Source organism: Rhodococcus zopfii NBRC 100606 = JCM 9919 (assembly GCF_001895025.1).
Classification (GTDB): domain Bacteria; phylum Actinomycetota; class Actinomycetes; order Mycobacteriales; family Mycobacteriaceae; genus Rhodococcus; species Rhodococcus zopfii.
On the sequence record NZ_BCXI01000044.1, the window covers coordinates 1 to 24,436 of the forward strand.

At 67.7% G+C, this 24,436-nt stretch carries 23 protein-coding genes and 1 pseudogene; 12 read left to right on the forward strand and 12 right to left on the reverse strand.

What is annotated here, in order from left to right:
- Positions 1-108 precede the first annotated feature (108 nt).
- The 3 genes from RZ1_RS24000 to RZ1_RS24010 form a co-directional block, all read right to left on the reverse strand.
- Positions 109-1,428 (reverse strand): MFS transporter, encoded by a 1,320-nt coding sequence (locus tag RZ1_RS24000; RefSeq protein WP_139281962.1) that lies wholly within the window; start codon positions 1,426-1,428, stop codon positions 109-111.
- 73 nt (positions 1,429-1,501) lie between these two features.
- Positions 1,502-3,808, reverse strand: a complete 2,307-nt coding sequence (locus tag RZ1_RS24005; RefSeq protein ID WP_072815062.1) for a cytochrome P450/oxidoreductase — start codon at positions 3,806-3,808, stop codon at positions 1,502-1,504.
- Positions 3,809-4,059: 251 nt separating this feature from the next.
- Complete coding sequence (locus tag RZ1_RS24010; RefSeq protein WP_072815024.1) at positions 4,060-4,743, reverse strand: IclR family transcriptional regulator; 684 nt, start codon at positions 4,741-4,743, stop codon at positions 4,060-4,062.
- Between the two features lie 223 nt (positions 4,744-4,966).
- Here RZ1_RS24010 and RZ1_RS24015 point away from each other — a divergent pair, with 223 nt between their 5' ends.
- The 4 genes from RZ1_RS24015 (at position 4,967) to fahA (ending at position 8,952) form a co-directional block, all read left to right on the forward strand.
- Positions 4,967-5,524, forward strand: a complete 558-nt coding sequence (locus RZ1_RS24015) for a MarR family winged helix-turn-helix transcriptional regulator (RefSeq protein ID WP_072815025.1) — start codon at positions 4,967-4,969, stop codon at positions 5,522-5,524.
- A 160-nt stretch (positions 5,525-5,684) separates the two neighbouring features.
- On the forward strand, positions 5,685-6,893 hold the full coding sequence (locus tag RZ1_RS24020) for a homogentisate 1,2-dioxygenase (RefSeq protein WP_072815026.1): 1,209 nt from the start codon (positions 5,685-5,687) through the stop codon (positions 6,891-6,893).
- Positions 6,890-7,774 (forward strand): hypothetical protein, encoded by an 885-nt coding sequence (locus tag RZ1_RS24025; RefSeq protein WP_072815027.1) that lies wholly within the window; start codon positions 6,890-6,892, stop codon positions 7,772-7,774. Before RZ1_RS24020 ends, RZ1_RS24025 begins: the two co-directional genes overlap by 4 nt.
- Positions 7,771-8,952 carry a fumarylacetoacetase gene (gene fahA, locus RZ1_RS24030; RefSeq protein ID WP_072815028.1) on the forward strand — a complete coding sequence of 394 codons (1,182 nt, stop codon included), beginning with the start codon at positions 7,771-7,773 and terminating at the stop codon, positions 8,950-8,952. Before RZ1_RS24025 ends, fahA begins: the two co-directional genes overlap by 4 nt.
- Before the next feature lie 54 nt (positions 8,953-9,006).
- On the opposite strand, the gene RZ1_RS24035 is transcribed toward fahA, so the two are convergent.
- The gene (locus RZ1_RS24035; RefSeq protein WP_072815029.1) at positions 9,007-9,735 is read right to left on the reverse strand and encodes an MOSC domain-containing protein; all 729 of its coding nucleotides are present in this window, start codon (positions 9,733-9,735) and stop codon (positions 9,007-9,009) included.
- A gap of 41 nt (positions 9,736-9,776) precedes the next feature.
- Here RZ1_RS24035 and RZ1_RS24040 point away from each other — a divergent pair, with 41 nt between their 5' ends.
- Entirely contained in the window at positions 9,777-10,745 is a 969-nt protein-coding gene (locus RZ1_RS24040) for an LLM class F420-dependent oxidoreductase (RefSeq protein ID WP_072815030.1), read from the forward strand.
- Between the two features lie 19 nt (positions 10,746-10,764).
- Here the strand turns inward: RZ1_RS24040 and RZ1_RS24045 are convergent.
- A pseudogene (locus RZ1_RS24045) lies at positions 10,765-11,343 on the reverse strand (hemerythrin domain-containing protein).
- Between the two features lie 163 nt (positions 11,344-11,506).
- Between RZ1_RS24045 and RZ1_RS24050 the strand changes: the two are divergent.
- The 6 genes from RZ1_RS24050 (at position 11,507) to RZ1_RS24075 (ending at position 17,844) form a co-directional block, all read left to right on the forward strand.
- Positions 11,507-12,400, forward strand: a complete 894-nt coding sequence (locus tag RZ1_RS24050; RefSeq protein WP_072815031.1) for a manganese catalase family protein — start codon at positions 11,507-11,509, stop codon at positions 12,398-12,400.
- 50 nt (positions 12,401-12,450) lie between these two features.
- Positions 12,451-13,059 (forward strand): pentapeptide repeat-containing protein, encoded by a 609-nt coding sequence (locus tag RZ1_RS24055; RefSeq protein WP_072815032.1) that lies wholly within the window; start codon positions 12,451-12,453, stop codon positions 13,057-13,059.
- 77 nt (positions 13,060-13,136) lie between these two features.
- A complete protein-coding gene (locus tag RZ1_RS24060) occupies positions 13,137-14,084 on the forward strand; it encodes an alpha/beta fold hydrolase (RefSeq protein ID WP_072815033.1) in 948 nt (315 codons plus the stop codon).
- Between the two features lie 177 nt (positions 14,085-14,261).
- Positions 14,262-15,047 (forward strand): enoyl-CoA hydratase, encoded by a 786-nt coding sequence (locus RZ1_RS24065; RefSeq protein WP_072815063.1) that lies wholly within the window; start codon positions 14,262-14,264, stop codon positions 15,045-15,047.
- 66 nt (positions 15,048-15,113) lie between these two features.
- Complete coding sequence (locus tag RZ1_RS24070) at positions 15,114-16,631, forward strand: acyl-CoA synthetase (RefSeq protein ID WP_072815034.1); 1,518 nt, start codon at positions 15,114-15,116, stop codon at positions 16,629-16,631.
- Between the two features lie 61 nt (positions 16,632-16,692).
- Entirely contained in the window at positions 16,693-17,844 is a 1,152-nt protein-coding gene (locus tag RZ1_RS24075; RefSeq protein ID WP_072815035.1) for an acyl-CoA dehydrogenase family protein, read from the forward strand.
- Positions 17,845-17,899: 55 nt separating this feature from the next.
- Here the strand turns inward: RZ1_RS24075 and RZ1_RS24080 are convergent, their stop codons facing one another.
- Genes RZ1_RS24080 through RZ1_RS24090 form a run of 3 tightly spaced genes read right to left on the reverse strand, consistent with a single transcriptional unit; the run spans position 17,900 to position 19,930 of the window.
- Positions 17,900-18,409 (reverse strand): acyl-CoA thioesterase, encoded by a 510-nt coding sequence (locus RZ1_RS24080; protein ID WP_072815036.1) that lies wholly within the window; start codon positions 18,407-18,409, stop codon positions 17,900-17,902.
- Between the two features lie 57 nt (positions 18,410-18,466).
- On the reverse strand, positions 18,467-18,955 hold the full coding sequence (locus tag RZ1_RS24085; RefSeq protein WP_072815037.1) for a MarR family winged helix-turn-helix transcriptional regulator: 489 nt from the start codon (positions 18,953-18,955) through the stop codon (positions 18,467-18,469).
- A 39-nt stretch (positions 18,956-18,994) separates the two neighbouring features.
- A complete protein-coding gene (locus RZ1_RS24090) occupies positions 18,995-19,930 on the reverse strand; it encodes a DNA-3-methyladenine glycosylase family protein (protein WP_072815038.1) in 936 nt (311 codons plus the stop codon).
- Positions 19,931-20,002: 72 nt separating this feature from the next.
- Between RZ1_RS24090 and RZ1_RS24095 the strand changes: the two genes are divergently transcribed.
- On the forward strand, positions 20,003-20,527 hold the full coding sequence (locus RZ1_RS24095) for a ribonuclease H family protein (RefSeq protein WP_072815064.1): 525 nt from the start codon (positions 20,003-20,005) through the stop codon (positions 20,525-20,527).
- A 19-nt stretch (positions 20,528-20,546) separates the two neighbouring features.
- On the opposite strand, the gene RZ1_RS24100 is transcribed toward RZ1_RS24095, so the two are convergent.
- The 4 genes from RZ1_RS24100 to RZ1_RS24115 all read right to left on the reverse strand — a co-directional run bounded on the left by RZ1_RS24100 (position 20,547) and on the right by RZ1_RS24115 (position 24,349).
- Positions 20,547-21,305: an iron ABC transporter ATP-binding protein gene (locus tag RZ1_RS24100; RefSeq protein WP_072815039.1), complete on the reverse strand. Its 759-nt coding sequence runs from the start codon at positions 21,303-21,305 to the stop codon at positions 20,547-20,549.
- Positions 21,302-22,315: an iron chelate uptake ABC transporter family permease subunit gene (locus RZ1_RS24105; RefSeq protein WP_238071861.1), complete on the reverse strand. Its 1,014-nt coding sequence runs from the start codon at positions 22,313-22,315 to the stop codon at positions 21,302-21,304. The genes RZ1_RS24100 and RZ1_RS24105 overlap by 4 nt, the downstream gene beginning before the upstream one ends.
- Positions 22,302-23,270 (reverse strand): ABC transporter permease, encoded by a 969-nt coding sequence (locus RZ1_RS24110; RefSeq protein ID WP_072815040.1) that lies wholly within the window; start codon positions 23,268-23,270, stop codon positions 22,302-22,304. The genes RZ1_RS24105 and RZ1_RS24110 overlap by 14 nt, the downstream gene beginning before the upstream one ends.
- 98 nt (positions 23,271-23,368) lie before the next feature.
- Entirely contained in the window at positions 23,369-24,349 is a 981-nt protein-coding gene (locus RZ1_RS24115; protein WP_072815041.1) for an ABC transporter substrate-binding protein, read from the reverse strand.
- Positions 24,350-24,436 lie beyond the last annotated feature (87 nt).

Here is a 24,436-nt window from a genome sequence, read left to right on the forward strand (position 1 = left end):
GCCGTTAGCGCCCGAGCCGACGGCACAGGCGAAAACTCCTCCCGGAGGACGGAACCGAATCTCTCGGTCCGTCCTCCGGGCGGAGCAGTTCGTCGAAGGGTTCGACGGCTATGCGATGCGGTCGAGACCGACGCCCCTGGTCTCCCGGCTCAGCGACAGGGCGATCACCGTGATCGTCATCGTGACCACCAGGTAGCCGACGACCATGCCGACCCCGAAGTTCTGGATCAGCCACACCGCGATGAACGGGGCCGGGGCGCCGGCGATGATCGACGAGCCCTGGAAGACCAGCGACGAACCGGCATAGCGATAGCGCGTCGGGAACAACTCGGTGATCCACGCGGCCTCCGGGCCGGCGAGCATGCCGTGGAAGAACGCACCCACGCACACACCGACCCACAGCATCGGCAGGCTCTCGAGCTGGACCAGCCAGAAGAACACGGGTGCCCAGACGACGAGGACGATCGCGGGCACGAGCATCGCGGTCTTGCGACCCACCCGGTCGGACCACGCGCCGCCGCCGATCATGCCGACGAACTGGAACAGCGATGCGAACGTCACGGCCATGATGACCTCGCCGCGATGGAAGTCGAAGTACGTGGTGGCGTACGCGATGACGAAGACCGTGTACACGTAGAACGCGATGTTCTCGCCGAGGCGCATGCCCAGGCCGGTCAGGACCGCACGCGGACGTGACAGTGCCTCGAGGATCGACGAACGTTCCTGTGCCACCGGATCCTTCGCAGCCTGTTCCTGCGCGGCCTTGAAGACGGGCGACTCCTCGACACCGCGGCGCACCCAGAAGCCGATGATCAGCAGCGGGATCGCGAAGAGGAAGGCGATGCGCCAGCCCCACTGGTCGAAGGCCTGTTCGGAGAGCGTGAATCCGATCACCGACACCACGAGGGTGGCCAGGACGGTGCCCATCGGGGCACCTGCCTGCGGCCAGGACGCCCAGAAGCCGCGCCGCTTCGGCTCGCCGTACTCGCTGACCAGCAGCACCGCGGCTCCGAACTCACCGCCGAGGGCGAAGCCCTGGATCATGCGCAGCACCACCAGCAGGACCGTTGCCCAGATCCCGATCCGGTCGTAGGTGGGCAGAAGTCCGATCGCCGCGGTCGCTGTGCCCAGCATGAGGAACGTGATGACCAGCATCGGTTTGCGGCCGAACTTGTCACCGAGATGTCCGAAGACGATGCCACCCAAAGGGCGGGCGACGAAGCCGAGGCCCTGAGTGGCCAGTGCCAGCAGCAGCTTGGCGACCCCGCTGTCACCGGGGAAGAACAACGGACCGAGGACAGTCGCGGCGAGGATGCCGTAGATCGCGAAGTCGTACCACTCGAGCACGGCACCGGCCATGCTGCCGGTGAGGACGCGCTTGAAGCCGGACTTGGGGGGCTGGTCGGTGACTGTCGAGCCCGGCGGCATATCGGCCCCGGTGACGGTGGGTGATCCCATGACGGATCCTTTCGGGTGCTGGAGATTCTGGAGGGCAGGTGCGTCAGAGCGCGAGGGTGATCTTCGTGCCGCACGCGCGTGAGCAGCACGTCATCATCGACTTATTCTGAGCCCGTTCGCTTTTGGTGAGTACCATGTCGCGGTGATCGACGTCACCGTCGAGGACGGGGGCTTCGCACGATCCGCACAGCCCCTCCTCGCAGTCGCTCTGGATATCGATGTTCGACGCGCGCAGGGCGTCGAGCACGGTCTGGTCGGCCGCCACCTGGACGGTCAGGCCGGAATCGCGCAGTTCGACCTCGAACCCGTGCTCGTCGGCCGGGTCGAGCGTGGCCAGATTCGACGTGAAGTGCTCGACGTGCAGCGTGTCCTCGGGCCAGTGCGCGGTCGCGTCGTCGAGTGCGGTGAGCAGACGCTCCGGGCCGCAGGAGTAGATCTGGGTGCCCTCGACCGGCGTCGCGAGCAGAGCCGGGATGTCGAGGCGGTTGCCCGCTGCGCTCGAGTGCACCTCGATCTTGTCGCCGTGCTCGGCCGTAAGCCGGTCGAGTAGTGCCATAGTCGCGACATCGCGTCCGCAGTAGTGGATTTCGTAATCCTTGCCGGTGGCCTTCGCGTGGTCGGCCATCGTGACGATCGGGGTGACACCGATGCCGCCCGCCACGAAGATGTAGCGCTGGGCATCCGGATCGAGCTTGAAGTGGTTGCGCGGACCGCGCATCTTCAGGGTGTCGCCGGTCTTCAGGGTGCGGTGCACGTAGCGTGAGCCACCGCGGCTCCCCGGCTCCTCGAACACGGCGATCTCATAGTGCGACAGGTCGTTCGGGTCGCTGCACAGAGAGTACTGCCGGGACAGGTCACCGAGTTCGACGTCGACGTGCGAGCCCGGCGTCCACTTGGGCAGCGGCTTGCCCGAGGGATCGGACAGCCGCACGCGCACCACGCCGTCTGCGGCGGGGACGATGGCGTCGACCGAGACGGTGCGCGAGATGCTGGTCCTCGACGGCTCCCCGATCTTCACCGGCCGGCGGTCATCGAGGATCGACGGGTCGGCGCGCTCGGGGTTCTTTTCCGGATCCCACTGCACCCACACGTGATCCGGGCCGCGGAACGACGTGTTCGGCAGGTAGGTGAACTCCTGATCGGGGACGAGTTCCAGGTGGGGGAGACGCTTGGTGAACTCCTCGAGGAAGATCTGCATCTCCATGCGGGCCAGGTTCTTTCCCAGGCACTGGTGACTGCCGTACCCGAACGTCAGGTGATCGCTCGAGTTCTCGCGGCGGATGTCGAAGTCGTCGGCATGGTCGAAGTGGCGCTCGTCGTGGTTCGCGGACGACGTGACGATCAGCAGCTTCGAGCCTTCGGGAATGTCGATGCCGCCGATCGTGGTGTCGGCGGTGACGAGGCGGCGCCACGCGGCGACCGAACCCGAGTGGCGCAGGCACTCCTCGACGGCATTGGGGATCAGGCCCGGATCGTCGCAGATCTCCTCCCATACACTGCGGTTCTCGAGCAGCAGGCGGAAGGCGTTGGCCGACGCGTTCGCTGTGGTCTCGTGTGCCGCAACGATTCCCGCCATCATCATCGAGTGCAGGTAGGAGTCGGTGACGATGTCGGGTTGTTCCTGCTGGACTCGGATGCCGAACGGCATCCAGCCGTGGCCGGACGGGTCCTTGCGCATCTTCTCGAGCACCTGTCCGGCGTACTGCCAGAACTTGCCGACGGCCTCCGCGACCGCGACCTGCTGCTCGGGCGCCGGTCGCCCCCAGGTATTCACGGTGTGCGCGATCGAGTACTTGCGCATCGTGTCCATGTCCTCTTCGGGCACGCCGAGGAAGTGCAGGGCCACGGTGAGCGGGACCTCCCACAGCATCTCGTCGACGAGGTCGGCCTTGCCGGACTCGATGAAGCGGTCGACGTACTCGCGGGTGAGTCGGCGAACCATCGGCTCGTGATGGACGAGTTCTTTGGGCGTGAACGGATCCATCAGCACGCGCCGGCGTGGCATGTGCGCGGGTTCGTCCTCGTTGACGAGGGTGCGAGCCATCGCGTAGCCGTACTTCGCGAGCGTCGCGGTCGCCTCGTCCGAGACCGGGGTGATCTTCTCCAGGGCGATCGACGGCGAGAACAGGATGTTGTCCCGGAAGACGGCCTTGACGTCTTCGTACCGCGTCACGACCCAGTACCCGAGATCGGGGCTGTAGAACACCGGCTCCTCGTCGCGTGACCAGCTCAGCGACCCCGCCGGGTCCACCTGGTACGGGCCGGTGAAGGGATCGAAGGCGACGGCATTCGCGGAAATCGGGCAGTCCGTGGTCTGCAGGGCCGTGTGATCGATGGGGCACGCGCTCATGGCTTGCATCTCCATTGTTTCGAACTCGCGCTGAACTGGGAGTTTACTAATAACGCACATCGTGTATCGGTGAGCGAACTTTGCACAGAGTAAGTGCGGTCACATTCGCGGTCAAGTGCGGTCCGGGTAACTGGGCTGTCGGCGGCACGGCCGACCGGCGGGAGAGCGTGGGGTGCCCATGTCGGGGCTGTCGATGTGGGGTGTCGCGACGAGTGCGCGGACGCGTGAGCGGAAGTGCGTCTGCGGCGAGATCAGACGCTGATGAGACGCTCGATCTCGCGGGCGGTGCTCATCACCGCATCCGCGGCGCGATCGGTATCGAGGCCGTCGAGTGCGACGACGCCGACGCTGCGTTCGAGGCCGGTGCTCGGCCCGACTCCCTGCGGCAGTGCGATGCCGGACGCGATACCGACGGCGCCGTGCTCGATCTGTCCGCGGGTGAGGCTGTAGCCGTCGGCACGGGCTCGACGTACGGCGTCGGAGTCGCCCGGCGATTCGGGCCGCAGTGCAAGGATCGCGATGCCGGCGGCGCCGCGCTCGATCGGATGACTGCTACCGACGCGATATCCGACCCGCAGCAGGGTGCCTTCCGGTTCGGCGACCATGATGACGACGCAGTGCTGCCCCTGCGCGACGGACACGAAGGCCGTCGCGCGGGTTTTGTCGGCCAGCGCGTGGAGTACAGGTCGGACGTCGGCCGCGAACTGGGGTTCGAATCTCGAGGCGAGCACTGCCGCAGCGACGCCCAGGCGTACCCGGCCGTCTGCGGTGCGAGTGACCAGCGAGTGTTCCTCGAGCGTGGCGACGATTCGATAGCAGATGGCCCGATGGACATCGAGTTCCCGGGACAGGTCCGCCACCGAGATCCCGGACGGCGACTGCGACACGATGTCGAGTGCGCGCAGCCCACGATCGAGCGTCTGCAGGGTGCTCATGTGGGTCCTTTGGGCCGTTCGGGGCAGTCTGTCGAATCCTTTGTACAGACTTTTCCGCGCGTAGCGGTAACTGCCGCGGTGCGCTGGTCGTAGCGGTGCGCGCGTGCGAACTTCCTGCAGGTAGTAGGCCGAATAAGTAATCAATAGATATACTATCCGGGTGAATCATCGGGGACCGTCGGCGTCGGATGTCTCTACCACCGGTCGCGATAGTGTTGGGCGCATGGGCGACGGGTGGAACGAGGCGGGGGAGCCGGCGGCACCGGACTCGCTCGATTACTGGTCGTTCGTCGAACTCGCGAAAAGCCGCCTGGGCAGCAGGTACGGCGACTATCACCGCAACGCCACCGAGGTGCTGCTCACCCTGAATAGGGCCTCGGATGTCGTGACCTACGACCTCGAATCCACCGTGCACCGGCCCAATGGGCGGTCGTGGTCCGCCTACCGCCTGCTGTTCGTCGTGTGGCTGGCCGGGCCGATCGAGCCGAAAGGCGCCGCGCGGCTGACCGGCATGAGCCGGGCGGCGGTGTCGAATCTCGCGAAACCGCTGGTCGAAGCGGGCCTGCTGGAGCGCACCCCGGCGAGTCACGACGGCCGCTCGGTCCGGTTGTCGCTCACCGAGGCGGGGGAGACCGAGATCTCCGAGGCGTTCCGGGAGCAGAACGAGCGCGAGGCGGCGTGGGTCGACGTGCTCACCGACGCTGAACAGCAGATCCTCGTCATGCTGCTGAACAAACTGATCACGAACCGCAGCCAGTTCGACGTGCGCGGACGCACCTGAGCGTCGCATCCCCGCTCTCGGGGCGAACGGTTTGCCGATCGTCATGACCTCGTGACCGTTCTGTGGTTGCCTTCACCCCCAGAAACTAGTTAATGTATTTACTAATACCGGGGCGTGACTGCCTCGATCGGCCTGAGGAACCTGCGAGGAGCTGAACCCCATGGCGTTCTACCGACAGCTCGGCGTCATCCCGCCGAAGCGTCACACCCAGCACCGCGACGAGAACGGCAACCTCTACTACGAGGAGCTGATGGGCGAGGAGGGCTTCTCGTCCGACTCGTCGCTGCTGTATCACCGGTACATTCCGTCGGCGATCGTCGACGCGACCGTGTGGGAGCTGCCCGACCAGACCACCACGCCGAACCACCCGCTCCAGCCGCGGCACCTGAAACTGCCCGAACTGTTCCCTGAGGACGTGTGGGCGGACACCGATGTCGTCACCGGCCGGCGCCTGATCCTCGGGAACGCCGACGTGCGGCTCTCGTACGTGGTGTCGAAGAAGGAATCGCCGCTGTACCGCAACGTCGTCGGCGATGAAATGGTCTACGTCGAATCCGGCACGGCCACCATCGAGACCGTCTTCGGCACGCTCGAAGCCAAGTCCGGCGACTACGTGCTGCTGCCGATGGCGACGACGCACCGCTGGATCCCCACCGGGGACGAGCCGTTGCGCGCCTATGTCATCGAGGCCAACAGCCACATCGTGCCGCCCAAGCGTTACCTGTCGCGGTTCGGTCAGTTCCTCGAGAATGCCCCCTTCTGCGAGCGCGACCTCCACGGCCCGTCCGGCCTCGTCGAGGTCGAGCACCTCGAGGCCGACGTCGAGGTGCTCGTCAAGCACCGCACTTCGCACGGCATCGTCGGCACCCGCTACGTCGTGCCCACGCACCCGTTCGACGTGGTCGGCTGGGACGGCTGCCTCTACCCGTACACGTTCTCCATCCACGACTACGAGCCCATCACCGGCCGGGTGCACCAGCCGCCGCCGGCGCACCAGGCGTTCGAGGGCAACAACTTCGTCATCTGCAACTTCGTGCCGCGCAAGGTGGACTACCATCCGCTCGCCGTCCCGGTGCCGTACTACCACTCGAACGTCGACTCCGACGAGATCATGTTCTACTGCGGCGGAGATTACGAGGCCCGCAAGGGATCCGGCATCGCCCAGGGCTCCGTCTCGGTCCACCCGGGCGGACACGCTCACGGCCCGCAGCCGGGCGCGTACGAACGCAGCATCGGCATCGAGTTCTTCGACGAACTCGCCGTCATGGTCGACACGTTCCGCCCGCTCGAACTCGGCGAGGGCGCGTTCGCCTGCGAGGACACCACGTACGCCGGTAGCTGGAACCGCAATCGAGGTGCAGGCAAGTGACGACTCTCGGACCGCTGCTCGCCGGCCTGTGCGACGACGCGGCCCTGTTCCCGCCGGGTAACGCCCCTCTGGAGCAGGCGCTGCCGGCGCACGCCGGCCACCGCGTCTCGGACTACGAAGGTCTGGTGGGGCTGTTCGTCTTTCCCGCTCCGCGTATCCCGGAGTTGGTCGAGTCGCTCGAATCCCGTCCGCTCGGCGGCGAACTCGCCCTGAGCGTCACGGCTCCGGGTGGACCCGCGACCGTGTCCGCGGCGGTCGCTCGGCTCCGTGAACTCGACGGCGTGACCGTCGAGGCGGTGGAGATCGCGGTTCCCGCCGACAGCAGTACCGACGAATTCCTCGCTGCGCTCGACGTTGTCGCCGCCGAACTCCCCGGCGTCGCACTGTTCGTCGAGGTGCCCCGCGACGACCGTCGTGCCGCCCTCCTGGCCGGGCTCGCCGGGACGCCGAGTGCGGCCAAGTTCCGCACCGGTGGAGTTGTCACCGAGGCGTACCCGGACGAGACGGAACTGGCCGAGGCTATCCGGTCTGCGGTCGGTGCCGGGGTGCCGTTCAAGGCGACCGCGGGCCTGCACCATGCGATCCGGAACACGGACCCGCACACCGGTTTCGAGCAGCACGGCTTCCTCAACGTGCTCGCCGCGGTCGATGCCGCACTCGACGGAGCGGACGTGCCCACCATCGCGACGGTGCTCGCCGACCGCGACGGTGCTTCCGTCGCCGCCCGGCTGTCCGTGTTGTCCCCGGCGCGTATCGCCGAGGTGCGCAGCTGTTTCCGTTCGTTCGGCACCTGCAGCATCGTCGAACCGCTCGTCGACCTGATCGACCTCGGCCTGGTGCACGCATCCGTTCTTCCGATTACCGAAGGATCACCCGCATGACCGTCATCGACATTCCCGAGGGCTCGCTCTTCGGCCTCGACAACCTTCCCTACGGCATCTTCTCCACCGAGGACACCGAACCCCGCGTGGGCGTCCGCGTCGGCGACACGGTGCTCGACCTGAGCCGGGTCTTCGAGGACGACGTCGTGTTCGCCGAGCCGTCGCTCAACGCGTTCATGGCTCAGGGCCGCCGTCGCTGGGACGAAGTGCGTTCCGCAATCAAGGAACTCGTGTCCAGGGAAGTTGCCGACGATGCGGTGTTCCCGATCGCGGACGTGACGCTGCACCTGCCGATCGAGGTCGCCGACTACGTCGACTTCTATGCGTCGGAGAACCATGCCTCCAACCTCGGGCGGTTGTTCCGCCCGCAGAACCCCGATCCGCTGATGCCGAACTGGAAGCACCTGCCTGTCGGCTACCACGGTCGTTCGTCGACGGTGGTCACCTCGGGTGTCGACATCGTCCGGCCGTGCGGCCAGCGCAAGGGACCGAACGATCCGGCGCCGGTCTTCGGACCGTCGATCCGCCTCGACATCGAAGCCGAGATGGGCTTCATCGTCGGCGTCGGCTCCCCGATGGGCACGCAGATCACCCCCGACGAATTCGCCGATCACTGCTTCGGCGCGGTCATCCTCAACGACTGGTCCGCCCGCGACATCCAGGCCTGGGAGTACGTGCCGCTCGGCCCGAACCTCGGCAAGTCGTTCGCTACGTCGATCTCCCCGTGGGTCGTGCCGCTCGCCGCGCTCGAATCCGCCCGGATCGACACCCCGGTGCAGGACCCGGAACCGCTGCCCTATCTGCAGGGCGACGAGAAGTGGGGTCTGGACATCGATCTCGAGGTCGAATGGAACGGTCACGTCGTCAGCCGGCCGCCGTACGCGCAGATGTACTGGTCTCCGGCGCAGATGCTTGCACACACGTCGGTGAACGGCGCCGCGACTCGCACCGGCGACCTGTTCGGCTCCGGCACGATCTCTGGGCCGGAGAAGGACCAGCGCGGCGCGTTCATCGAACTCACCTGGGGCGGAGCCGAACCCGTCCAGGTCGGTGACGAGACCCGTACGTTCCTCGAGGACGGCGATGAGATCGCGATCTCGGCGACCGCGCCCGGACCGAACGGCACCCGTATCGGTTTCGGCGAGGTCCGCACCCGGATCCTGCCTGCTGGACGGTGAGTCGCCTGGTGTGTACTTCGGGCGGCCAGGGCGGCCGAAGTACACAGCGGCGCGTCAGCGCACGGTGACGGTGTCGCCGACGGTGACGTCCCCGCACGCGCGCACGCTCGCGTAGATGCCGACGCACGGCGCGGGCTTGGCGCCCGGCAGGTTCGGGACGAGGTTGCGGGCGGTGACCGTCCGCAGCATCTCGCGCCGGGCGGGGACCTCCTGATGCGCGAGGGTGACCATCACGCACCGGGCGGTGCGTGTGGTCGGGGCGATCGTCGCGGTGCCTAGCGCGACGCTCCGGCCGAGCCAGCTGTCCTCGACGAATCCGTGTGAACCGGGCGCGTCCAGCACGATCTGCGGCCGGAAACGCCGCAGCGCCACATCGACGGGGTCGCCCGTCTCGAGGGTTTCGACCGCCGAGGTCGAGAGCAGGTGCAGGTGAGCCTCGTCGTAGGTGCGGCGACGGGCCTCGAGCCGCACCTCCCGCCCGGTCAGGTCCGACAGCAGCGAGTCGACGCTGCTGTCGTCGCCGCGGACGGCGGTGCCGTCGGGAAGCGTCAGTTCGAGGGCGGCGCGATCACGGACGTCGGTGTCGTCGATCAGCCGTGCCCGGCAGGTCAGGAGCACGCCGAATCGGCGGGACTTCTTCGCGCCGGCCACCGCGCCTGTCTCGGCGTCGACGACGGCCCACAGGTGGTCGCCGCGCAGACCGTCCGCTTCGATCGTCGCGGACCGGACCGGTTCACCACCGAACGACTTGACCGGATACCGCCACAACTCTCTGATCAGCACGGGGCGTCAGCATACGGGGGCCGGACGCTAGGGTGGCGGCCATGACGCACACCACACGACGTTGGGGCCTCACCATTCCCCTCGAGGGAATCTCGCTCCCGGACCAGCGGCGACTGATCGAGGAACTGCCGGATCTCGGCTACACGGACGTGTGGTCGTCGGAGTCGAGCGTCGCCGACGCGTTCACCCCGCTCGCGCTCGCGAGCGTGTGGGCGCCCACCCTGCGTCTGGGAACCGCGATCGTTCCCGTCTACACGCGCGGCCCCGCGACCCTCGCCATGTCCGCCGCGACCCTCGCGACCGCGGCGCCGGGCCGGTTCGTGCTGGGCGTGGGCACCTCGTCCGACGTGATCGTCGAGAAGTGGAACGGCATCGCTTTCGACGAACCGTTCAAACGTGCCCGCGACACCCTCCGGTTCCTGAAGTCCGCGCTCGCCGGGGAGAAGGTGAGCCACGAGTACGACACGTTCGCGATAGACGGGTTCCGTCCCGGGCTCGTCGCGGATCCCGTGCCGCCGGTGCTGCTCGCCGCGCTGCGCCCGGGCATGCTGCGACTCGCCGGCCGCGAAGCGGACGGGGCGATCGTGAACTGGCTGTCCGCCGGCGACGCACGCACCGTCGCGCCCTACGTGCACGAGGGGGGCGACGGCAAGGAGATCGTCGCGCGGATCTTCGTGCTGCACGGCTTCGACACCGACACGGCCCGCGCGATCGGCCGTCGCATGATCGCGTCCTACATGAATGTCCCCGTCTACCGGGCGTTCCACGAGTTCCTCGGACGGACGGACGAGTTCGCCGCCATGTGGCGGCTGTGGGCGGAGGGCGACCGCAAGGGCGCGCTGGACGCGATTCCGGACAGCGTCGTCGACGCCCTTGTGGTGCACGGCCATCCGGACGCGTGCCGCGAACACGTCGAGCGCTATGCAGAGTCGGGCGTGACGACGCCGGTGATCGCGCTGGTGACCTCCGGCGACCCGGCGGAGGCGATCCGCGCGCTGGCACCGCGCTGATCGCGCCACACCCTAGCGCTCAGGAAGTCGGGGGATCGGGCGGACCGCTCCGCCCGGTCACCGCATCGCGCAGTTTGTCGAGTTCGGCGGCGGCCGCACCCATCGTCTTCTGCGCGCCCGGTCCGGACGGCGTGTCCGGATGCGGGCGCGTGGGAGCCTTCTGCTTGGTGCGGGCCAGGGTCGCGCCCAGATCCTGAAGTTCGGATTCGCTCGGTGCGGCGGCCATGCGCGGCCACACAACGTTCTGTTCGTACGCGATGTGCTTGCGGCCCGCTTCGATGAAGGCGGCCAGCGCACCGTGATATTCGGGCTCCCCGGGGTGGCCGTTCTCGAGCTTCTGAAGCAGGCGTTTTCCCGAGTTCTCCTGTGCTATCGCATCATCGGCGAGACGGTCGCCGTCCTCGAGTCGTTCCCGCACCAAGGGCCAGAAGAAATGTTGTTCGATCGCTTCGTGTCTGGACTCCGCGACGACGAGATCGGTCACCATGGTGCGCAATCCGCTGAGCTGGGCGCCTTAACCCTGAGGGGCACCGTCGAGAACCTCGAACATGCCCAGCACACTTTCGTGGTCGCTTCTGAGGAATGTGAACGCGTCCACCATTGTCATCGCCTCCGGTCCGGTGGTGGTCGGGACGTGATACCCGACCCCGGCGGGTGGCAAACGGTGTCGCTCTTCGGTGTTGCCGTGGAGGAACAGTTTTCATCGGTACGGCCCGGGTACCCGCCTCGCGACCCTCTGCACACACAGACAAGGGAGCGACATGTTCATCCACAACAAGGACCTGCAGTTCGAGGTGCGCGTCGACCGACCCGATCCGCGATTCGCCACGTTGCTTCAGGAGCAGTTCGGCGGCGCCAACGGCGAACTGAAGGCCGCGATGCAGTACTTCACGCAGGCGTTCGTGCTGCGCCGCAAGAACCCGAAGATGTACGACCTGTTCATGGACATCGCCACGGAGGAGCTGAGTCACCTCGAGATGGTCGGGTCCATGATCACCATGCTGCTGGACGGTCTCAACGACGACCTGAAGATGGCGAACGAACGGTGCGACTGGATGCCGCTGGTGGCCACGGCCGACGGCAAGGAGCAGGCCGTTCACCAGGTTGCCGTCAATCCGCTGTTCCTGGCGCTGTCCGGCGGCGGCCCCGATGTGGGGAACTCGGCCGGGACTCCCTGGTCGGGTGCATACGTCAACGCCAACGGCGATCCGACGGTCGATCTGCGCAGCAATCTCGGCGCGGAAACCCGGGCGAAGATCGTCTACGAATACCTCAAACAGTTCACCGACGACCCCGGCGTGCAGGAGACGCTCACCTTCCTGATGACCCGCGAAGTGGCGCACTACCAGCAGTTCACCGCGGCTCTGAACGAACTGCCGGTGAACTTCCCGCCCGGTGCTCTCGCCGGCGACGACCGATTCCAGAACCTGGCGTTCAACATGTCCAACGGCGCGGGGTCGGTGCGGGGACCCTGGAACGAAGGCCAGGGACCGTGGCCGCAGGGCATGGAGTGGAAGTACGTCGAAGCGCCGACGGAGCAGTGGCTCGGCACCGATAGCCGGGAGAACCACGGTGTGGACACCAACCCGCAGGGCGAGCCCGAGGTGCGTGGAACGAAACCCTTCACCCACGAGCACCACACGGCCACCAACTGACGGGGGAGCCGGAGCCGGTGCCGCCCCGGTCGTCGGGCAGGATCGGAGGCATGGGCACACAGGGCACGGTGGAGATCGTCGGCGAGGACTTCTCGGACGCGCGGCTCGACCGCCGGGAGTGGACGAACCGCGCCTACACCGCCTGTACCTTCCGCGATGCGGATCTCAGTGGCCTGAGCACCAATCACGTGGTGTTCACCGACTGCGATTTCACCGGCGCCGACCTGTCCGGATCCCGGCATACCGCCACCGCCTTCCGGTCCTGCACGTTCACCCGAACATCCCTGTGGCACACTGAGTTCCGGGGTTCCAGCCTGCTAGGGTCGACGTTCGAGCAGTGCCGGCTGCGGCCGGTGGTGCTCGACGAGGTGGATCTGACCCTGGCCTCGCTGGGCCGGGCCGATCTGCGCGGGGTCGACTTCACCGGCTGCCGGCTGCGGGAGACGAATCTCGTCGAGGCGGATCTGCGCACCGCCACGTTGCGGGGCGTCGACCTGTCGGGTGCCCGCACGACGGGTCTTCGACTCGACGGTGCGGACCTGCGCGGCGCACAGGTCGGAGCGACCCTGTGGACGACGGCGAAACTCGAGGGCGCGAAGATCGACCTCACTCAGGCGGTCGCGATGGCCGCCGCGCACGGGCTGATCGTCGAGGCGTGATCACGATTCGGTGACGGTGGCTAACGGCATCCGGCCGTCGGACGACTACTCGGGCAGACCGCATCGCAGGAGTGCCCATGTCCGAGGTGTCGAGGGGATCCGGGGTGTCGAGAGGACCCGCCCGCAACGGGATCTCGCGTGTCACCGTCGTCGCCGACGACGGGGTGCCGCTGGCCGCGACGATCGAGGGACCACCGCGCGCCGCACTCACCGTCGTCCTGGTGCACGGCCACTGCCAGGAAGCCGACAGCTGGGAGGACGTGTGCATCCGCGTGGCCCGCTCCGATGTACGCATCGTGCGTTACGACCAACGGGGACATGGACGTTCGGGTTCGGGTGAGATTTCCTCCTTGACCCTCGACGGTCTCGCCGGCGACCTCGCCGCGGTGCTGCGGGCGCTGGTGCCCACGGGTCCGGTCGTGCTCGCCGGGTATTCGATGGGCGGCATGGTGGCGATGGCGTACGCGCGGCTGTACCCGGACGCGATCGGCGCCCGCATCGTCGGGGTGGTGCTCATCGCGACCGCCGCGTCCGGGCTCGCCGAGCACGGGGTGGGCCGCTACCTGCGACACCCGGCCACGGCGATGCTGCATCGGGCGGTGACCCGAGCGCCGCGCGCGATGGAGGTGTCGAAACGCGCCGGCGGACGGGTCTGTTCACTGCTGGCCCGCGGCCGGGACGACGACTCGTGGCTGCGGACGGCCGGACTGGTGTTGTCGAGCACCACCTCGGTGGTGGCGTGGTCGCGTCTGCTCGCGGCATTCGCGGTGCTCGACGAATCGGCGGCGCTGGTCGCCCTCGCGGGCGTGCCCGTCGTCGTCGCGGCCGGGACCGCGGACCGGTACGTGCCCATCGAGCATTCGGAGTCGATCGTCGCTCTCCTGCCGCACGCCGAGCTCGTGCGGATCGTGGGCGCCGGGCATCGGATCCTCGCCGAATACCCCGACCAGGTGGCGTCCGCGCTGGGCCGGCTGCTGGGCTCCCTCCGCGTGTTCGACGGGTCGCTGCAGCGCAGCGCGGGCTGACCGGATCGGTCCTCGCTCGGCGAGTCCTGACCCACGTCGAATCGTGCCCGGTCGAGCGCGATCGCGTCGCCCAGCACCGGGCGCCAGCCGGGCGACCGGGCGGAATTGCCACTGCCCGACCCTTCGATCCCCGTGCTGTGGTGGTGCCGACGCGACCGGTGGGGCAGGCTGTGGGCCATGACCGAGACCAGTACCGCGCCCGTGCTCATCGCCGTCGACGACGCCAGCGGAATCGGCGTGCTCACGCTCAACCGTCCGCGTCAGCGCAACCCGCTGTCCGTGGACACGATGCGCGAGGTGATCTCCGGCCTGCGGGCGCTGGCCGCGGACAGCCGGGTGATCGTGATCCGGGCGGACGGACCGGTGTTCTCGGCCGGACACGACCTGCGGGAGATGATCGGGCGCACGTTGGAGGAGGAACGCGCGATCTTCGACGTGTGCAACGAGATGATGCGCACGGTGCAGTCGATTCCGCAGCCGGTCATCGCATCGGTGCAGGGCCCGGCGGTCGCGGCCGGATGCCAGCTCGTCGCGTCGTGCGATCTCGCGGTCGCGGCCACCGACGCCGTGTTCGGGACGCCCGGGGTGCGCATCGGCCTGTTCTGTTCGACACCGATGGTCGCGGTCAGCCGCGCCGTCGGCCGCAAGCGTGCGCTGCAGATGCTGCTGACCGGCGACACGATCGACGCCGAGACGGCCGCGGACTGGGGGTTGGTGAACTTCGTGGTGCCGCCCGAGGAACTGGAGATCCGGACGGCGGATCTGGCGGCCAAGATCGTGTCGGCGTCGTCGGCGACCGTGCGGATCGGCAAGGAAGCGTTCTACCGGCAGATCGATCTGCCGCAGGACGAGGCGTACGACGCGATGGCCGAGACGATGGCCGCGAACGCGATGATCTGCGACGCGCAGGAGGGCATGTCGGCGTTCGTCGAGAAGCGGTCGCCGGTCTGGCAGGGGCGTTGACCCAGGTCGCGGGCTTGCACCCGTGGGGTCTCGACCAATGGTTGGACGTCCTATAACCTGACCTCCATGAGTCTCGACCCACGCTCGAACACCGTCGACGGTGTGCTGCACCGCTCGGCCGCCCGCTTCCCCGACCGTGTCGCGCTGCGCTTCGCGGACCGAACCTTCACCTACCGCGAACTCGACGCGGCGGTCACCCGCGCCGCCGCCCACCTGCGATCCCTCGGGCTCGAGCAGGGCGACCGCGTCGCCGGGTACGGCACCAACTCGGATGCCTACGTGCTCGGCTACCTCGGCGCCGCGCGCGCCGGGCTCGTGCACGTGCCGATCAACTACGCGCTGCGCGGCGAGGAGCTGAGCTACCTGCTCGGGCAGTCGGGGGCGAAGGCCGTGCTCGTCGACCCGCCGCTGCGCGCCAACCTCGACGCCGTCCTCGCCGACGTCCCCGCCGGGCACGTGGTGCCGCTGCGCGATGCCGACGACTCGCTGCTCGCCGTCGCATCCGCAGGCGAGGTGCCCGACATCGACGGCGGCGCATCCGGCGCCGACCTGGCACAGCTGCTCTACACGTCGGGCACCACGTCGAAGCCCAAGGGCGCCATGATGACCCACAGCGCGCTCGTCCACGAATACACATCGTCGATCGTCGCGCTCGACCTCGCCGCCGACGACAACCCGCTGATCTGCATGCCGCTGTACCACTCGGCGGCCATGCACGTGTTCCTCATGCCGTACCTCGCGGTCGGCGCGACGATCACGCTGCTGCCGTCGCCGGACATCCCGGAGATCCTGCGGCTGGTCGAATCCGATCGCATCGGCGCGTTGTTCCTCGCGCCCACCGTCTGGGTGCCGCTCGCGAACCATCCCGACCTCGACACCCGCGACCTGTCGTCGCTGCGCAAGGCGCAGTACGGGGCGTCGATCATGCCGGTGACGGTGCTGAACCGACTGCGCGAACGCTACCCGGACCTCGGGTTCTACAACTGCTTCGGGCAGTCCGAGATCGGCCCGCTCGCATGCGTGCTCGGCCCCGACGAACACGCCGACCGTCCGTCCTCGTGCGGCCGGGCTGTGCTGTTCGTCGAGACCCGGGTCGTCGACGCCGACGGCAACGACGTGCCCGACGGTGAGCCCGGCGAGATCCTGTACCGGTCGCCGCAGCTGTGCCTGGGCTACTGGGACAACCCGGAAGCCACCGCGGAAGCGTTCCGCGACGGCTGGTTCCACTCGGGAGACCTCGTCACCCGCGACGCGCAGGGCTACATCACCGTTGTCGACCGCATCAAGGACGTCATCAACACCGGTGGGATCCTCGTCGCATCCCGCGAAGTCGAGGACGCGCTATACACGCACCCGGCGGTCGCGGAGGTCGCGGTGATCGGCACGCCCGACGAGAAGTGGATCGAGGCGGTCACCGCCGTCGTCGTCCTCAAGGACGGCCACGAGGTCGCCGAGGCCGAGCTCATCGTGCACGTCAAGGAACGGCTCGCTCCGTTCAAGGTGCCGAAGATCGTCCACTTCGTCGACACGCTCCCGCGCAACCAGAGCGGCAAGCTGCTCAAGCGCGAACTGCGTTCGGTCTGAACACAGTTCATTCGGTCGGAATGCGCGGCCGGTGACGGCCGTCGAAAAGCAAAGGGAACCCATGGGGAGCAAGCACGTGCCGTCCTGGCACGACGACGAAGTTCGGGCACTGTCGGAACTGGCCGGCGACTTCTTCGAACGCGAGGTGATGGCGCACGTCGAGAAGTGGGACGCGCAGCACCGCATCGACCGCCAGGTGTGGCTCGAGGCGGGCAAGCTCGGCCTGTTGCTGTGCTCGATTCCGGAGGAATACGGCGGCGGCGGAGGAACGTTCGCGCACGACCTCGCGGTCTTCGAGGCGCAGGGCTATGCGGGTGACCTCGCGCTCGGCATCTCCGTGCACAGCGGGATCGTCGCGCACTACATCCTCGAATACGGCACCGAGGAACAGAAGCGAACCTGGTTGCCGGGCATGGCCACCGGTGAGATCCTCGGTGCCATCGGCATGACCGAGCCGGGCGCCGGATCGGACCTGAAGGCGATCAAGACCACCGCGATCCGCGACGGCGACGAGTACGTGATCAACGGCTCGAAGACGTTCATCACCAACGGGTCGTCGGCGGATGTGATCGTGCTGGTCGCCAAGACCGATGCGAAGGCCGGTGCGAAGGGCATCTCGCTGCTCATCGTCGACCTGCGTGACTGCCCGGGCTTCGCGGTCGGCCGGGTGCTCGACAAGGTCGGCCAGCACGGTGCGGACACCTCCGAACTGTCGTTCACCGATGTGCGGGTTCCGGTCTCGAACCTGCTGGGCGAGAGCGAGGGACAGGGTTTCGCGCAGTTGATGGCGCAGCTCGTGCAGGAACGCCTGATCATCGGTGCGCAGGCGGCGGGCGCGATGCAGCGGGCCGTCGACGAGACGGTGCGCTACACCAAGGCGCGACAGGCGTTCGGGCAGACGCTGTTCGACTTCCAGAACACCGCCTTCGAACTCGCCGAATGCCAGACGATCGCGCGTACGAGCCGGATCTTCCTGGACCACTGCATCGAACAGCACCTGAAGGGTCAGCTCGACCCGTCGGATGCCGCGATGGTCAAGTACTGGCTGACCGACAAGCAGTGCGAGGTCGTCGACCGCTGCGTCCAGTTGCACGGCGGCTACGGGTACATGCGTGAGTACCTGATCGCGCGGATGTACGAGGACGCGCGGGTTCAGCGGATCTACGCCGGTGCAAACGAAGTGATGAAGGTGCTCATCGCGCGGTCGCTGTAGCGCCCGGGCCCCAGGGTGATGGGAACTTTGGTTCCCATCACCCGGAGGGGCGGTGTCACCAGGGGCGGCTGGTGGTGAGATACGCGGCCATTTCCTGACTCTGGCGGCGATGTGCGCGGCGATGCTCGGCGCGTTCGTCGCCGCTGTCGTTGAGCCGGCGTTCCTCCTCGGACTCGGGCAGCACCGGGGGCACCTCGGTGGGCAGTCCCGCGTCGTCGACCGCGACGAACGTGAGGAACGCGGTCGCGGCGATGCGACGGTCGCCGCTGCGCAGATCCTCCGCGGTGACCTTCACGAACACTTCCATCGAAGTGCGGCCGGTCCAGGTGACGAACGATTCGAGGCACACCGAATCCGAGGGGCGGACAGATGCGAGGAACGCCACAGAGTCCGTCGACGCCGTGACCACCGAGGCGCGGCTGTGCCGTGTCGCGGAGATCGATGCGGTCATGTCGATGTCGCTCATGAGCTTTCCGCCGAACAACGTGTTGTGGTCGTTCACGTCGTTGGGAAAGACCCTGCTGGTCTTGACAACTCGGGAGTCGCGGCACGGTTTGGCCTGCACGATGGTCCTTTCGACGGCTGGGGCCGGCGGGATCTCCGCCGAACCACACCTTCCAGCCTACGGCTCGTGCGCGCTCGCCTGCCGGTCCCGATCGACCCGGATGTGGTGGTCGATGATCTTGGTGAGCATGACGGTCAGCTGTGCTCGCTCGGCGGCGTCGAGCGGCGCGAACGCCTCGTCCTGCACGGCGGTGAGGACGTCGTCGAGCTCCGCCAGGCGGTGGCGACCCTTCCGGGTGAGGCTGATGATGTTGCGCCTGCGGTCCTTCGGGTCGGGGGTGCGCTCGACGAAGCGGCGGTCGGAGAGGGCGTCTACCACCGCGGCGACGTCGCTGCGGTCGAGTCCGCACCGGCGGCCGAGTTCGACCTGGCTGGCCGGCCCGAACTCGCCGAGGGCGGCCAGCATGCGGTAGTGGTGACCGCGGGCGTCGGCGGCGTCGAGGCGATCGAACACCACGCGGTGCACGTGCCGTGCGGCCTGGGACAGGAGGAAGCTCGGAAGGTGGTCGAGCCGGGTCGGCACGGGATAGCTGTCGGGGTCGGACATGCGCGCAGTCTACATTCCGTTGGTCTCGCCAACGAAGGCTCAGCGGTGGCGGTGGTCGGTGATCGCGGTGCGGGGGCCGCGCCGGGGCACCCGCCCGTATCCGCCGGTTTCGGTGAGCAGCCGGATTACCCGATAGCGGTGTGGCCGTAGCGGTTCCAGGAGGTCGACCATGCCCGCGTCGTCGAGCGGCCCGCCCAGCAGCGACCATCCGACCACGGACGCGAGATGGTAGTCGCCGACCGAGAGCGCATCGGCGTCGCCGAACGCGCGCTGTGCGACCTCCGCTGCCGTCCAGACGCCGACGCCGGGCAACGACCGCAGCCGGTGTTGCGCCCGCTGCGGCGATTCGGCGGTGAGGCGTTCGAGGGTGTCGCCGAGTTGTGCGCAGCGCACGATGGTGCGGGCGCGACCGGGGTCGACGTTCGCCCGGTGAAACTCCCACGACGGCACCCGCCGCCACGTGTCGGCGGACGGGGGCACCGCCATGCCGCGCGGTGCCGGTCCGGGCGCCGGGTCGCCGAACCGGGTCACGAGGCGGCGCCACGATGCGAACGCCGCGACGCCGTGCACGCGCTGCTCGAGGATCGCCGGCACGAGCGCCTCGAACACCCGGCCGGTACGGGTGATGCGCAGCCCCGGCAGACGCCGGTGCGCCTCGGCCAGCAGCGGATGTTCCGGTGCGAACCCGGAGTCGTCGTCGCCGGCCCCGAGCAGCGCGGGCAGCCCGGTCGCAAACTCCTCGGCGCCGGGACCCCACGCGAGGCACCGGGCGCCGGACGGGCCGTCCTGCCGGATCCGGTAGGTGACGGGTCCGGACCCCATCCGGGAGGTGCGCCAGACGACATCGCCGTCGCGCCGGTGGCAGGGGTCGTACGGTCCGCGCTGCAACGGGCGTAGGGTTTGTGCGACGTCGGCCGGCCACGGCAGCACGACCCGGGTGTCGAAGGGTGTGGCTTCACCGACGGATGCGGTCACCGAATCACCGTACCTCGCACAGCGACCGCATCGGTTTCCACCGTGTCGGACGGAAAGGCTATGGTCTGCAACATGATCATCGTGAGCACCGACGGGTCCTGCCTGCGGAATCCCGGTGGCGCCATCGGGTGGGCGTGGGTCAACCACGAGGGACCCAGCGCGTCGGGGGGCGAGCGTTCGGGGACCAACCAGATCGCCGAACTGCGCGCGTTGCTCGAGGCGCTGCGTGCCCATCCCGGTTCCGAGCCGATGATCATCGAATCCGATTCGCAGTACGCCATCAAGTGCGCCTCGGAGTGGCTTGCCGGTTGGAAGCGCAAAGGCTGGAAGACGTCCACCGGGTCGCAGGTGAAGAACGTCGAGCTCGTGCGGGCCATCGACCGGGAGATCGCGGAACGTTCCGGTCCGGTTCGGTTCCGCTGGGTGCGCGGCCACGTCGGCAATCACTTCAACGAGGTTGCCGACACGCTCGCCGGTGCAGCCGCGCGCGAGGCCGCCGCCCGTCCGGGGCCGATCGAGGTGTTCGAGTCGGTCTCGCTCACCGTCAAGGCCGCCGCCCTGCGCGGTCCGGACGACACGGAACTGACCCTGTTCTGAACCCGAACGCCCGCCCCGGTCAGCGCGCGTACACGGCGGTCGGCTGCCCGTGGATCGAATGAACGGTCACGGGGGTGTCGAACACGTCGGTGAGGACCTCGTCGCGCATGATTTCGTCGGCGCTGCCACCGGTGACGATCAGTCCGTCGCGCAGCGCGACGATGTCGTCGGAATACGCGGCAGCGATGTTCACGTCGTGGATGACAAGGACGATCGTCTTGCCGAGCTCGTCTGCGGCGCGGCGTAACTGCCGCATCATGAGCACCGCGTGTTTCATGTCCAGGTTGTTGAGCGGCTCGTCGAGCAGAACGTACTTGGTGTCCTGAGCGAGCACCATCGCGACGAACGCGCGTTGGCGTTGTCCGCCGGAGAGCTGATCGAGATAGCGGTCGGCGAGGGGACCGAGGTTGAGGAAATCCATCGCCTCGTCGACGTGGCGCACGTCGTCCGGGGTCAGACGTCCGCGGCAGTGCGGGAAGCGGCCGAACCCGACCAGTTCGCGGACCGTGAGGCGCGCGGTGATGTGGTTCTCCTGGCGCAGGATCGACACGTGTTTCGCGAGTTCCTGCGACTTGGTGGTGCGCACGTCCAGACCGCCGACGGTGACCGTGCCGGTCGTCGGCTCCACCAGGCGCCCGATGATCGTCATGAGGGTCGACTTCCCGGCGCCGTTCGGCCCGATCAGCGACGTGATGCCGCCTTCGCGGATGGTGCCGGTGACGGGACCGAGGACACGCCTGTCCTGATAGCACATGGAGACGTCGACGAACTCGATCACAGCGTGCCCTTTCGGAGAAGCATGAACAGGAAGAGGATGCCGCCGACGAATTCGATGATGACGGTGAGGAATCCACCCGCGTAGAACAGGTGCTGCATGACGAACTGGCCGGCGGCGAGGGTGAACACGCCGAGCAGGAACGCCATCGGCATCACGTACTGGTGCTTGTAGGTTCCGGTGATCTGATACGCGAGCGTCGCGACGAGGAACCCGAAGAACGTCATCGGTCCGGCGAGCGCGGTGGCGAACGCGACGAGCAGCGCGATGAGGACCAGCATGAGCGTCAGCTCGCGCTTGTACTCGATGCCGATGTTCGTCGAGGTTTCGCGGCCCAGCAGCAGGGCGTCGAGACGGTAGCGCCGCCGCCACAGGATCACGCCGACCACGAGGCAGACGCCGAAGGCGAGCGGCAGGTAGTCGGAGTCGACGGAACTCAGTCGTCCGAACAGTTCGACCGAGAGCATGTCGTACTCGGTGGGGGAGAGCATGCGCTGTACGAACGTCGACAGGCTGTCGAAGGCCATGCCCAGGACGACGCCGACGAGCAGCATCAGGAACAGGCTTCCGAACCGGCCGGAGAAGAGCCATCGGTACAGGAGCGTCGCGAGCAGGACCATCAGCGTCGTCTGCGCGATGAGCTTCGGGATGCCCTCGGTGCTGGCGATCGCGGTCGCGCCGAAGAAGAACACCGTCAGCGTCTGCATCAGCGTGTAGAGCGAATCGAAACCGATGATCGACGGCGTGAGGATGCGGTTGTCGGTGACGGTGTGGAACACGACGGTGCCCATGCCGTGGGCGAACGCGGCGACGATCATCGCGCCCAGCACCGTCAACCGGCGCGGAAACGCGAAGTCGAACGATCCGCGGATGAACAGGAGCAGGTAGCAGGCGACGGCGACCGCGGTGAGGACGGCGACGATCGCGAGCCGCACCCCGGGGGTGAGCTTCGACCGGACCGGACCGGTGGTGCTGTCGCCGAGGCCGGATCTGCGGGACTCAAGCACTGACATGGCGACGCTGCCTCACGACGAGAGAGATGAAGATCGCGGCACCGACAGCACCGAGGATCACGGACGCGGGGATCTCCATCGGCGCGACGACGGTCCGGCCGACAAGATCGCACGCGAGCAGCAGGCCCGAACCGATGACCGCCACCCACGGCAGGTTCTTGTGCATGTCGTCGCCGAGCATCATCGACACGAGATTGGGCACGATCAGCCCGAGGAACGGGATGAAGCCGACGACCACGCTGGTGACGCCGGTCGCGACGGCGACGAGGGTGACGCCGAGGAAGACGACCTGCTCGTACTTCAGTCCGACGTTCGTGGCGAGGTCCTTGCCGAGACCGGCGATCGTGAACCGGTCGGCCAGGACGTACGCGAGCACCGCGACGACGACGACGGCCCACAGGGGTTCGTAGAAGCCGCGGACGACACTGCTGAACCCGCCCGATCGCCAGGCCGACATGGACTGGAGCAGGTCGAAGTTTCCGGCGATGAACGTGGTGATCGACCCGACGACCGCGCCGAGCATGATGCCCACGAGAGGCACGATGATCGACGACCTGATCGCGATCCGGCGCAGCACGACGATGAACACCATCGTCCCCGCGAACGCGAAGACCACCGAGACGACCATCTTCGTCAGGGGCGCGGCGTTCGGGATCAGGATCAGCGTGAACAACAGCCCGAGACCCGCCCACTGGGCGGTGCCCGCGGTGGTGGGTTCGACGAACTTGTTCTGCGTGATGAGCTGCATGATCACGCCTGCGACGCTCATTGCGACCGCGGCGAAGATCAGTGCGAGTGTGCGGGGCACCCGGGAGATGAGGAACATCTCCCGGGCGGCGGGATCGTCGATCAGCGTCCCGAGGGTGATGTCGTACTCGCCGACCATCAGTGACGCCACGGTCAGGGCGAGGACCACCACCGTGATCAGCGGCAGCAGCGCTTTGTTCTTCGTCATGGGGAACCGGATCTCGTGAGGGGCACCTACGCGCGCAGCCTGCACCGGCCGGAGTGTCCGGGCGGGGCAGGCTGCATCAGGTGTGGAACAAGGCGGGTTTACTGTGCCGGTTCGGGTGCGGCGTCGAACGCGGCGTCGATCTGCTCGAACGCCTCGGTGTAGGACTCGATGCCCTCGCGCTTGTAGAAATTCTCGTCCAGGTAGATGACCTGGCCGTTCTTGGTGAAGGTCGTGTTCGCGAACGCTTCCTGCGCGGCGAAGACGGCCGCGGCGGGCTGGACGTCCTGACCGTCGGTAGCGGTGGCGGCGTCACGGTCGAGGACGATCACCCAGTCGGGGTTGGCCTGCGCGATGGTTTCCGGCGCCAGGCCCGAGTCGCCGTGGATGTCCCCGGCTTGACCGGCGAACACATCGGTGAGGGCGAGCGGTTCGAGCAGCCGGCCGATGCGCTGCGCGCCGTTGTCGATCTTGCCGCCCGACACGTTCGCGAGGAACACGGTTTCCCCGCTGGTGGCGGCGGCCGCGGCGGCCTCGGCGGCCTCGAGTTCGGCGACCAGGGCCTCGGCCTCGGCCTCCTTGCCGAAGATCCGGCCGAGCGTCTCGGTCTGGGTCTTCAGCGCCTCGACGTAGCCGTCGGGGGCGTCGTCCTGCGCGGAGACGTCGACGACGGGAGCGATGTCGTTCAGGTCATCGGTGAACTCGACGAAGCGTGAACCGCCGATGATCAGGTCCGGCTCGGCCTCGCTGACGAGCTCGAGCTTCGGTTCGCGGTGCGTGCCGACGTCGAGGATCGACTCGTCGTTGCGCCAGTCGTCGAAGCCTTCGTTGGGGAGCAGGGTCTTGGGGACCGCGACCGGGGTGATGCCCCAATCCCGCAGGGTCTCGAAGGACTTGTTGTCGAGCGCGACGACGCGCTCGGGGGCGACCGGAACCTCCATCTCGCCGTTGACGGTCGCGATGATGACCGTCGGGCCGGATGTCGTGGTGTCGTCGCCGGCGCTCCCGGAGCAGGCGGACAGAAGCAGGGCACCGGCAAGTGCCGGGGCGACGAGAATGCTCGACTCGAGGTTCAGTTTCACGGGTATCGCTCCGATGGATCTGTGGCGTGCGGACGCGAAGTGCAGGACCGCAGTAAGGTAATGCAACGGTCAAATAATATTGGTTAG